This is a genomic window from Binatus sp. (SeqCode), assembly GCF_036522015.1.
Lineage (GTDB): Bacteria > Desulfobacterota > Binatia > Binatales > Binataceae > Binatus.
The window spans coordinates 1-10,673 of the sequence record NZ_DATDGQ010000182.1 but is presented as its reverse complement, the minus strand read 5'-3'; the positions used below and the strand labels follow the sequence as shown (position 1 = coordinate 10,673).

The 10,673-nt window shown below is 62.5% G+C and carries 9 protein-coding genes and 1 pseudogene; 5 read left to right on the top strand and 5 right to left on the bottom strand.

Annotated elements, in window-relative coordinates:
• A partial coding sequence (locus VIW95_RS07690) for a penicillin acylase family protein (protein ID WP_331585042.1) occupies window positions 1-556 on the top strand: 556 nt, incomplete at its 5' end.
• Window positions 557-649: 93 nt separating this feature from the next.
• Window positions 650-1,378, top strand: a complete 729-nt coding sequence (locus tag VIW95_RS07685) for a glutathione binding-like protein (RefSeq protein WP_331585040.1) — start codon at window positions 650-652, stop codon at window positions 1,376-1,378.
• An 82-nt stretch (window positions 1,379-1,460) separates the two neighbouring features.
• Here the strand turns inward: VIW95_RS07685 and VIW95_RS07680 are convergent, their stop codons facing one another.
• The gene (locus VIW95_RS07680) at window positions 1,461-2,423 is read right to left on the bottom strand and encodes a 2-dehydropantoate 2-reductase (RefSeq protein ID WP_331585038.1); all 963 of its coding nucleotides are present in this window, start codon (window positions 2,421-2,423) and stop codon (window positions 1,461-1,463) included.
• Between the two features lie 10 nt (window positions 2,424-2,433).
• Here VIW95_RS07680 and VIW95_RS07675 point away from each other — a divergent pair, with 10 nt between their 5' ends.
• Window positions 2,434-3,210: an adenosylcobinamide-GDP ribazoletransferase gene (locus VIW95_RS07675; RefSeq protein WP_331585036.1), complete on the top strand. Its 777-nt coding sequence runs from the start codon at window positions 2,434-2,436 to the stop codon at window positions 3,208-3,210.
• Here VIW95_RS07675 and coaE read toward each other — a convergent pair.
• From coaE to VIW95_RS07660, 3 genes are read right to left on the bottom strand one after another with little or no spacing between them, the layout of a single operon-like run.
• The gene (coaE, locus tag VIW95_RS07670; RefSeq protein ID WP_331585034.1) at window positions 3,207-3,812 is read right to left on the bottom strand and encodes a dephospho-CoA kinase; all 606 of its coding nucleotides are present in this window, start codon (window positions 3,810-3,812) and stop codon (window positions 3,207-3,209) included. The genes VIW95_RS07675 and coaE overlap by 4 nt on opposite strands.
• Before the next feature lie 6 nt (window positions 3,813-3,818).
• Complete coding sequence (locus tag VIW95_RS07665) at window positions 3,819-5,597, bottom strand: ABC transporter ATP-binding protein (protein WP_331585032.1); 1,779 nt, start codon at window positions 5,595-5,597, stop codon at window positions 3,819-3,821.
• The gene (locus tag VIW95_RS07660; RefSeq protein ID WP_331585030.1) at window positions 5,597-8,047 is read right to left on the bottom strand and encodes a glycosyltransferase; all 2,451 of its coding nucleotides are present in this window, start codon (window positions 8,045-8,047) and stop codon (window positions 5,597-5,599) included. The genes VIW95_RS07665 and VIW95_RS07660 overlap by 1 nt, the downstream gene beginning before the upstream one ends.
• 173 nt (window positions 8,048-8,220) lie before the next feature.
• Here VIW95_RS07660 and VIW95_RS07655 point away from each other — a divergent pair, with 173 nt between their 5' ends.
• Together VIW95_RS07655 and VIW95_RS07650 are read left to right on the top strand one after the other, a co-directional pair.
• Entirely contained in the window at window positions 8,221-9,477 is a 1,257-nt protein-coding gene (locus VIW95_RS07655) for a YhjD/YihY/BrkB family envelope integrity protein (RefSeq protein WP_331585027.1), read from the top strand.
• A 25-nt stretch (window positions 9,478-9,502) separates the two neighbouring features.
• Entirely contained in the window at window positions 9,503-10,351 is an 849-nt protein-coding gene (locus tag VIW95_RS07650) for an alpha/beta hydrolase (protein WP_331585025.1), read from the top strand.
• An 88-nt stretch (window positions 10,352-10,439) separates the two neighbouring features.
• On the opposite strand, the pseudogene VIW95_RS07645 reads toward VIW95_RS07650, so the two are convergent.
• Window positions 10,440-10,673, bottom strand: a pseudogene (locus tag VIW95_RS07645) (hypothetical protein); the annotation flags it as partial.

The following is a 10,673-nucleotide window of genomic DNA, read 5'->3' as shown; positions in this document are numbered from 1 at the left end:
CGCCAGGGCGACATTGGCATCCCCGACAGCATATCCCGCCAGCGAAGATATGATCGTACGCCCGGCGAGTACCCTGTGGCCGGGAGGCGCCGACACCGAAAGCGCGACTTTGCGCGCCAGTGTGAAAGACTCGCTCGCGCTGCTGACGACTCGGCTCGGCGACGATCGCGAGAAGTGGCGATGGGGCGCGATGGAGACGATCGAATTCGATCATCCGCTGGGCACCCGCGGTGGCGTGCTCGGATGGTACTTCAACCGCGGGCCGTTCCCGACCGAGGGCGGACGGCATACGGTCAACAACTCGTGGTTCGATTTAAGCGATGAGTCCGATCAATTCAAGGTCACGCAGATTTCGTCGTATCGATTCATCGCCGACCTTGCCGATCCCGAAGGTGCACTCGGAATGAACCACAGCGGCGAATCGGACCATCCCGCGTCGCGCCATTACGACGATATGATCGGCCCCTGGAGCCGCGGCGAGTATCACGCGCTCGACCCGAGTTACACCCGCGCGCAGTCTTCGGCGGAAGCGGAATTGGATCTGATGCCGCGCTAGGGCACGGTTTCATGTTGCGTCACGCGACGGACTGATCCAAGTTGCAATATGAAACGGACGCTTCGTTTCGACTAATCGCGCAAGGAGTTGCTGATGATCGACGTATATTTCTGGCCAACGCCCAATGGCTACAAGATCACGTGGATGCTCGAGGAGGTCGGCCTCAAGTACAACGTGATCCCGGTCAATATCGGTGCGGGCGATCAGTTCAAGCCCGAGTTCCTGAAAATCAGCCCGAACAATCGCATGCCGGCGATGACCGATCCCGACGGTCCCGGCGGAAAGCCGATTTCGATTTTCGAGTCCGGCGCGATCCTGATGTACCTCGCGGAGAAGACCGGCAAGCTGATGCCGTCGGACACGCGCGGGAAGTACAACGTGATCCAGTGGCTGATGTTCCAGATGGCAAGTGTCGGTCCGATGCTCGGGCAGGCGCATCATTTCCGCCGCTATGCGCCCGAGAAACTCGAGTACGCGATCAACCGCTATACCAACGAGGCGAAGCGAATCTACGGCGTGATCGACAAGCGCCTCGGCGAAGCGAAGTACCTGGCGGGCGACTACTCGATCGCCGATATCGCGACCTACCCGTGGCTGGTGCCGCATTCGATGCAGGGGCAGGCGCTCGAAGATTTCCCGAATCTGAAAAAGTGGTACGACGAGTTGCGCGCGCGTCCAGCAACTCAACGCGGCTTTGCCGTGATGAGCGAAATCGTCGAGAAGATGCGCGCGGCGGCGGCGACGGCGTCGGCAAATCAGCCGCCGCAGGATCCCAAAACGTGGGACATACTGTTCGGCAACAAGCAGTTCGAGAAGCGGTAGATCGGTTTCCGCGTTAAATCCGGTTCCCCTTCCCGCTCGGGAATGGGTTAGGGGTTAGGTTGCCTGGCATCCACCACAATGCTCAGACGTTCCTCTTCGGCGCGCCGTCCAACAATCGCAATAGCAGGTAGATTGTTTCGACAGTCGGGACACTGATGTTGTGGCGGCGAGCCGCGCGCACAACTGCGCCGCTCAGCGCTTCGTACTCCAGCGCTTTCCCTCGCTCGAGATCCTGCTGAGTGGAGGTCTTCAGCGCGCGCAGGTTCTTTTGCGAATGGATAATGTATGCGTCGATCCGGTCGTCGGAAATCTTCGCACCTTCAGCGCGCGCGACGCTCACGATTTCCTGCATCAGCGTGCGCAGTAGTTTCATGCCTTCGGGGTCGTCGAGAATTTCTCCGACGCGGCGACGCGTCAGGGTCGTTACCGTGTTGAGGGCGCCATTCCAGATCAGCTTGTCCCATCGCGCAGTCATGATGTCGGCCGAGAGCTCGCCCAGAATTCCGGCGCGTCGAAATAGGTCCGCGATTTTCCGCGCGCGATCCGTCTCGCGGCCGTCAACCTCGCCGAAATCGATATGGCCGGTGCTGAGATGGACAATCTTGCCCGGCGCGATCATCTCGACTCCGACCCGCGCATTGCCGCCCATCACCGCGTCGCGACCGAAGATCGCGCCGAGCTTCGCCTCGTTCTCGACGCCGTTCTGCAAAGTCAGAATCGCGCCGCCCGGCTTGAGGCACCCCGAGATTGCCTGCGCGGCGTCGTCGGTGTCGTAGGCCTTTACGCAGAACAGAACCAGATCGTACGGCGCGAAGTCGCGCGGTGTGTCGGTAGCGGTGACATCGATGCGCAGATCGCCGCGGATGCTGGCGATGTCGAGACCGTGGTCGCGAATCGCACGCAAGTTCGCGCCCCGCGCACACAGCACAACGTCCTCGCCGGACGCTCGTAGCCGCGCGCCGAAGTACGCCCCCACTGCGCCCGCGCCCATCACCAGGATCTTCATCTCGCCTATCGTACCGCCGCCGCGATCTGTTGTAATCATCCCGGTCACGATGGAATCGGCGAGCGAAACGAGTCTGCCAAATGTGCGCGAACTCCTGTTCGAGGCGGTGCTGGCGGTTGCGACGCTCACTCTCTGGCCGATCCTCGACGAAAGATCTCAGGGCACCGCTTCGCAGCGCTCTCGCGCGATGGTCTATTTTCCGGTTGGTGGATTGATCCTCGGTATAACACTCGCGATTGCAGATCGAGCGGCCGCCATCGTCGCCGGACCGGTAGCACGCTCAGTCATCGTGCTGATCGTCGGCGCAGCGCTCTCGCTGGGGTTGGCAAATCGCGGACTCGCGGACACGGTCGAGGTGCTCCGGCGAGGAACGCGGCCAGCCTCGACCGGACTGACGCGAATCGGACCGGCAGGAGCAGTCGCGGCGATCGCCGCGTTCGCTTTCGAGGCCTGGTGCCTGTCGCGAATCTCTGACGACGCCGGACGCGCAGGCGCTCTGGTGATGGCGATGATGCTGTCGCGATGGGCGATCATTCCGATCGGCTACGGGCTGAAGCCGCTCGAGCATTGGGGGCTTGGCATCCCGTACGAAGGCGGCATCTCGTTTCGCGAGTTCGCCGTTTCGAGCTTGGTCGCGCTGGGACTCACGATGGGGCTGTATCAAAACGTGGGGCTGGCGGTGATCGTCGTGCTCGCGCTGACTATCCTTGCGATGCGCCTGGTGCTGAGCCGCCGCATGGGCGGCGCCTCGGGCTACATGCTCGCGGGCGGATGTGCGCTGGCCGAGGTCGTCACATTTGCGGTGCTGGCGGCAATCCGGGTTTAGCCGTTGCGCTTGAGTGCGTCGGCCCAGACTGTTTTCAGCAGCGCGCGGAGTTCTTCGAGGGAGCCGTTGTTTTCGATTATCAGGCTGGCGTGCTTAGCGCGCTCCTCGTCGGACAGCTGCGCGCGGATGCGGGCTTCCGTCTCGGCCGGCTTTAGTCCGCGCTGGCTCTCGATGCGTGCGACGACTTGTTCGCGCAACGCGCGCACCAGCCAGATTTCACCGAACAGCGGCTGCCAGTTTGCCTCGATCAGAATCGCCGCCTCGACGACGATCGGAAGCTTCGCGCCGCTCGCGCGCAATTCGGCGACGTTGCGCCGAATGCTTTCGAACGTGGCCGGCCACACGATCGATGTCAGCTTGTTCAACCGCTCAGGATTTCCGAACACGACCGCGCCGAGTTTCTTTCGGTCGATTGTTCGATCGGGTGCAACTATATCGGCGCCGAAGGCCGCGACGACCACGTCGTAGGCAGGAGCGCCGGGAGCGTACGTGGAGTGCGCAACTTTGTCGGCGTCGAGGATCGGTGCGCCGAATTCGCCGAGCATCTGCGCGACCGTGCTCTTGCCCGATCCGATTCCGCCAGTGAGACCTATTGTTAGCATTTGAATTCAGCCCGCCGCTTCGCGGCTCCACGCCTGGATGTTGTAGAGGTAGCTGAAGAACCCGCCCCGAGCCAGCAACTCGTCGAACGTTCCATGCTCGACGATCGCGCCGTCGCGCAGCACGAGGATGCGATCGGCGTTCTGAATCGTCGAGAGCCGATGCGCGATCACGAGCGTCGTGCGCCCGCGCATCGCTTCGCGCACCGCGGCAAGGACCATCGATTCCGTCTCGGTGTCGAGCGCGCTGGTCGGCTCGTCCATGATCAGAATCGGCGCGTCCTTGAGCAGCGCGCGCGCGATCGTCACGCGCTGCGCCTCGCCCTCGGAAAGACTGTGACCGCCCTGCCCCAGCACTTCGTCCAATCCCGCGGGCAGCTTGGCGAGCACTGGGCCGAGGCGCGCCATCTCGATCGCACGGAGCACTTTGGCGTCGTCGACGGCGGGCTTTCCGAACGCGACGTTGACGCGCATCGTGTCACCGAGCACCAGCGGCGGCTGCAGGACCATCGCGATGTTGCCGCGCAGCGAATCGAGCGTGAGTTGGCGCGTGTCGTTGCCGTCGATCTTGACCGCGCCGCCTTGCGGTTCATAAAAGCGCGCGAGCAGACTGGCCATCGTGGTTTTTCCGGAACCGCTCGGACCGACGATCGCGATAGACTCGCCGGGCGACGCCCTGAAGCTGATACCCTGCAGCACGACTCGGCCCGGTTCGTAGCCGAAGACCACGTTGTCGAATTCTATCTCGCCGCCCGCGCGGCCAAGCGTCTGCGCGCCCGCGCGGTCTTTGATTTCGGGATCGATCGCGAGCAGTTCGAGGCATCGCCGGAGACCGGCCTTGGCGCCTTCGATCTGTCCGTAGGTTTGCGAGATCTGATTTACCGGTGCGTAGAGCGAGGCCAGGTAGGTGATGAAAACGATCAGCTCGCCGATGGTGAGGCGGCCGTCCAGGACGTGCTGCGCGCCGAGGTAAATCACCAGCGCCGTGCCGCACGCGATCAACACGCCCACCGCGCCGGCGTAAAGCGTCTGGAGGGTGTACAGGCGCAGGGTCGCGTCGAGGCTCGCGCTGCTCGATTCGACAAACTCACGGTACGACTCGCCCTCGCGCGTGAAGGCCTGCACGACGTGAATCGCGGCCAGCGCGCTCTGCGCTACGGTGAACAGGCGGCTTTCCTTGATGCGCGCGCCGCCGGCGATCGCGTCGATGCGGCCGCTGATCGACATGATCAACAAAATCAGCAGCGGGATGACCGCGAGCGCGACCAGCGTCAGCGTCGCGTCCATTCGGATCATCACGGCGAACATCCCGCCGAGCAGAATCAGCGACGACAACACGGGGAAGAAGCCGTTCATCGCGATCGTCTGGATCGAGTAGGTGTCGTAGGTGATGCGCACCATCAGGTCGCCGACTTCGCGGCGGCGATGGAATGAGAGCGAAAGGCGTTGCAGATGATCGAACAGGCGCGCGCGCAACTCGTTTACCATCCGCTGGCCGATCGAGATGGTGACGTAGTTCGTCATGACGTTGAGCAGGCCGAGCAGCGCGTACAGGATGACGAGGCCGACGCACGCGGCGATGAGCAGCTCGGCGCGTGGCATCGGAGGAATCCAGCTGCTCACGAGCGGCGCGCCTCGCAGCACGTTGTCGATCACGATTTTGAGCGGCCACGGCTTGAGGACTTCGGTCGCGGAGGCCAGCAGCACACCGGCGATTGCGATCGCGAGGCGGCCGAGATGCGGACGCATCCTGCGAATCACGTGGCCGTAAAGTTCCAGCGTGGTCATCAGGTTTCGTCTTCCGTGCGCTTGGCGATTGAGATTCCATGTGAGCGCGCTACTTCGCCGGCGCTGGCTCTGATTATCGCTGGTATGCGTACCGCGCGGCCGATCGCTATGAAGATAATGGCAATTGCGACGCCTGCCAGGATCGCCAGTGTCTCGTCAAGCGGGAAGCCCGCCGCGATGAAAACGAGCAGTAAGATCGCCGCAGCGATCAGTGCGCGTCGAGGAGCGGTTCGAGTTCGCCAGCGAAGTACGATGCTCGAGTCGGTCCGCACGGCGTTGATCGGTACGCGAATCGTCGGCGGAACCACGATCTCGAGATCGTAGGACTGGAAGCCGTCCGTCTCGGCGACTGCGACGCCGCCGCGCACCAGTGCGTCGCGCATGGCAGCGAGTATCGTCGCCGATTGGATCCGCGCGGAGCCGTCTGGAACGACGAATTCGAGCTGGCCCCATAGTCCAATCGGACCATGGTCATCAACATCGGTCGTCGCGGGTGCGAATCGCTCTTTGACGCGCGTCCGCGCAAGGCTGCGAACGATGGGACCGAGGAGATTGACGATCCACAGATAAATTCGTGCGACCGGGCCGGAATACGCGCGCGGCAACGGTGCGGATGCTGCGCTGGCCGCTGCGGCCAGTATTGAGATCGCGATTCCACCGGCACCGAACACGCCGAGCAATCGATTGAAGTAGCCCAGGACCAGAAGAGTCAGCGAGACGCCGATCCAGTCGATGGTCAGAGGCAGGTCGCCGTACGAGTTGCCGGTGGAATACACGGTCTGAAAGAGGCCGCGACCGAACTCTCCGTAATATACGCGCGCGCTGCCGAGAATTGAGCCGATCCATGACGGGCCTGCGTACATTCCGTCCTGGTCCGCGGCGCGGAGCGGATATTTGCGGAACAGCAAGCCCTCGCCGATGCCGTAGCCGCGTTGCTGGCGGAGATAAGCTGCCAGCGTCGCGCGGCGCTCGTGAATCACGACGGCTCCAGGAGCGTACGCGAGAGTTTCACCCGACGCCGCAAGACGCCAGGAAAGATCCACGTCGTCGCCCGCGCTCGTAAACATCGGATCGAAGACGCCAACCTTCAGCAATGCGGCCTTGGTAATTGCCATGTTGCATCCGCACAGCTGCGCGAGGCGATCGTCGCCGGCGCGCACCTCGCGCGGCAGTCCGGGCGCGACAGCCATCGCGGCCGCGCGAGCGGATTGCGGATCTGGTGCAAAGTTCGGCCCGGCTGCCGCAGCCGCATCGCGATGCGAGATCGTTTCGACCAGATGATACAGCCAGTCGCGATCGGCACGCGCGTCGGCGTCGATGAACGCCACGACTTCACCCGATGCGGCATCGACGCCGGCGTTGCGCGCCGCCGCGAGACCCTTGTGCTCGACGCGAATCGTGCGGACTCCTGATTGGTTGGCGATCTCGGAAGTGGCATCGGTCGAGCCATCGTCGACGACGATCGTTTCGTAGTCCGGATAGTTGAGCTCGCGAATCGACGAGAGACACTCGCCGAGCGTCGCCGCGGCGTTGTAGGCGGCGACGACCAAGGTCGCTTTGGGAGCCGCTGTGAGAGCTGGCGGCAGATTTTCGCCGAAGACTCTGCCGACCGCGTCGAAGGCGAGTTTGGGCGAGCGATCGCGTCGCGTCAGTCCAAATGCCCAGTCGGTGATCTCGGTGCCGCCGGTGTGCCATTCGTCGGTGAACGCAAACACGATGAAGCCGGACAAGCCAAGCTCGAACGCCGCGCGGCACTGCCATGAGAGGAGTTCCGCCTGATGCTCCTCGCCTTCGCTAATGGTGTCCATCCCGGTTTCGCTGAGCACCAGCGGCAGCTCGCCCGCTTGTCCCATCAGATGAGTCAGGTAGCGGCGAAAGTCTTCCTCGCGGTGCAAATAAACGTTGAACGAAACGAAATCGAGAAAACTCAGATCAAGGTATTCGGCCGACGGATAGTTCGAGTAGGTGAAGAGCGCGCCGGGGTCGATCTGTTTGCCGAGGTCGCGCAGCTCAGCGAGGAACCTGCTGACGGCGCGCGGCCCGTGCCAGCGCACGATATCCGATCGAATCTCGTTGCCGATGCTGTAGGCGGCGATGGTCTCGCCGAATTGGCGCGTCTCGAGAACCGTCTTGCGAATCGCGTCGCGGATTTCACGCATCATGTCGGCCGAATCGAGAAACGCCATGTGAAAGGGCCACGGGATACCGAGCATCATCCGCAGTCCGGCCTGCTGCGCCTCCTCGACCATCCACGACGGCGGTGGAACGTAAAGGCGAATCAGGTTGGCGCCGAGCCTGTTCATCAGGGCGAAGTCGGCGGCGGCACGCTCGGGCTCGGGGTATCGCTCACCGCGGGAATTCGGAGCAAACGGTCCGTACGAAACGCCGCGAATGTAGAACTTTTGCGCGCCGTCCAGGAGATATTTTCCGTGCGATACCAGCCGAGCCATGAACGATGAGCTAATCGCAAAGCCGATGGGCGCGCAACGCGCGGAGCGGGCGCAGACTTGACTTCGCGCAAGTCGTGCCCTGACAATCGATTTGTGAAGAGCGAAAACGGCGGCGGCGCGATCCTGTAGCTGACATGGCGCGACACGCTCCCAGCTGGCTCGAGCGGAAGACGTTGGATCTAGAAACCAGCGTGTCGCGGCACACCACCGCGCTTCGCGTCTGGCACATCCTGGATCACGCGGTCGAAGCATTCATCAACAACAACGATCTGCTGCGCGCGTCGGCGCTGACCTTCACCGTCGCGCTGTCGATCGTACCGATTCTTGCGCTCGCGTTTTCCGCGGTTAAGGGATTCGGCGGCGCCGAACGGCTGCAGCCTTTGGTCGAGCAATACCTCGGATTGGGCGGATCGGGTTCGCAGCTGATGGGCTACGTCGAGAACGTAAATGCGGCGGCGCTGGGCTCGGCGGGCGGCGCGTTTTTGCTCATCACGGTTATTTCCACGATGGGCACGGTCGAGCAGGCGCTCAACACGATCTTCAACGTCCCGCAGAGCCGCAGCTATTTTCGCAAATTCTCCGACTACCTGAGCGTGCTGTTCACCGTGCCGTTTCTGATCGTGGCCGCGCTCGGCGTCACCGCGGTGTTCTCGGTGCGGATTTCCGAATTTCCATTTATCACGCACCTGCTGCCGTATTTGTTCGTCTGGGGCGGATTCTTTTTCCTGTTCGTCTTTTTTCCCTACACCAAGGTCAGGTACGGTCCGGCGCTGATCGGTTCGTTCGTGACCGCGGTGCTTTTTCAGCTCGCGCAGTGGGGCTACGTGCGCTTCCAGGTGGGGGTCGCCAACTATCGAGCGATCTACGGCGCGATGGCCACACTGCCGATTTTCCTGGTCTGGATCTATGTCGCCTGGTCGGTGATTCTGTTCGGCGCCGAACTGACTGCGTCGATGCAGCGCGGCGACATTCCGCCGATGCTGGGACCGATGTCGCCGGATTTTCTATATTCGGCGACGATGCATATCCTGATTCGCCTGGCGGATCGCGCCTACCGCGGCGGTGACGACATCACCTCGTGGACGCTCTCTCACGAACTCTTTGTGCCGGAAGCCACGCTCAAGCCGATTCTCGACGGCCTCAGGGCCGGCGGCTTTGTGATCGAAGCCGACGCGACCACGGGTTCACTGAACCAGGGACTATTCCTCGCGCGCCAGTCTTCGACGATCGTATTGGCGGACGCGATCAAGTCCGTCGAGTTCGATCAAAGCGCAAGGGATGGCGATCCGCGCGTCGACCTCGTGCTGGCGAAGATGGGTGCGGTGCGCAACGGCCTGCTCAAAACGATTACGCTCGAGGACATCCGTTCTCCGGAGGCGAAGGCCGTCGATCAGGAGACGGCAGCGACCGAGAGCAAAGCTAACCAGTGAATTTCATACTCAAAGATTTGAATACATGGAAAGAATCGAACCACGCAGCAGCTTTGTGAACGTCAACGGCATCCGGCTGCATACGCTGGACTGGGGCGGTCACGGCGCGCCGATCGTGATCCTGCACGCGACCGGATTTCTTGGGCGCATCTATCGGCCGCTTGCAGAGCGGCTGCGCGCGATCGGGCATGTCTACAGCTACGATCAGCGCGGGCATGGCGATAGTTCGGCGGCGCCCGACGGCGAGTACAGTTGGGACGCGACGATGCGCGACCTTGGAGGGTTCATAGCTGCGATGGGATGGTCGGGCGTCAGGGCTGTCGGTCATTCTGCTGGGGCGACGGCGATTGGTTCGCTCGCGAGCGAGCGACCGGATCTAATCTCGCGCGCCGTGCTGGCGGAGCCGGTGATTTTCGAGTCGCCGGACGCACCGGAACTTGGATGGAGCAACCCGTTTATCGAACGGACGTTGAAGCGCCGGCGTATTTTCGACAGCGTCGAGGCGATGTGCTCGAACTTCGAGAACAAGCCGCCGTATAACACCTGGCGCAAGGACATTCTGCGCGACTATTGCGAGTTCGGCACGCGTCCGACCAGCGACGGGAAGCGAGAACTGAAGTGCGCGCCGGAGGTCGAGGCCAAGTTCTACGAGACGGCGCGCGATTTCGACGGGCTCGGGCGAATTCTTCGATGCACATCGCCGCTGCTGGTAATGTTCGGGGCGCGCGGCGACTCGCTCGGCGCGTCATTGTCGGGGAAGGTAGCTGAGCAGCTCAAGAATGGGCGCGTGATCGATGTGGCGGATGCGGGGCATTTTCTGCCGATGGAAAAGCCTGACTATGTTGCAGATCAGGCGATCGAATTTCTGAAGTAGAGAGAGCGGAGCGCGGAAGGGCATCCAGAAATTTGGACTCTCACCCGACGCGCGCGGACGCACGTCGGCCTCTCCCTGACAGGAGAGGCTATTGGGAATCAGGCGAACTGAGTAATGCGCGTGCTTCGGAAGTGTATATTCCCGGGCGGTCGTAGAGTATCAACGGGGGCTCGATAGCTACTTCGATTCCGCCGGCGACTCGGGCCTCGATCAACATCACGGATGCGGGCAGTGCGACTTGCGGATGAACGAAGCGGATGCGTTTGGGCTCGAGTTGGTTCGAGCGCATCGCGGAGATCAGTTCGGCGCTTCGGCGTGCGGT

Excerpts from the sequence above, each read along its gene's own strand:
- VIW95_RS07685 (WP_331585040.1), top strand. The coding sequence starts at position 650 with ATGATCGACGTATATTTCTGGCCAACGCCCAATGGCTACAAGATCACG.
- VIW95_RS07680 (WP_331585038.1), bottom strand. The coding sequence starts at position 2,423 with ATGATTACAACAGATCGCGGCGGCGGTACGATAGGCGAGATGAAGATC.
- VIW95_RS07675 (WP_331585036.1), top strand. The coding sequence starts at position 2,434 with ATGGAATCGGCGAGCGAAACGAGTCTGCCAAATGTGCGCGAACTCCTG.
- coaE (WP_331585034.1), bottom strand. The coding sequence starts at position 3,812 with ATGCTAACAATAGGTCTCACTGGCGGAATCGGATCGGGCAAGAGCACG.
- VIW95_RS07665 (WP_331585032.1), bottom strand. The coding sequence starts at position 5,597 with ATGACCACGCTGGAACTTTACGGCCACGTGATTCGCAGGATGCGTCCG.
- VIW95_RS07660 (WP_331585030.1), bottom strand. The coding sequence starts at position 8,047 with ATGGCTCGGCTGGTATCGCACGGAAAATATCTCCTGGACGGCGCGCAA.
- VIW95_RS07650 (WP_331585025.1), top strand. The coding sequence starts at position 9,503 with ATGGAAAGAATCGAACCACGCAGCAGCTTTGTGAACGTCAACGGCATC.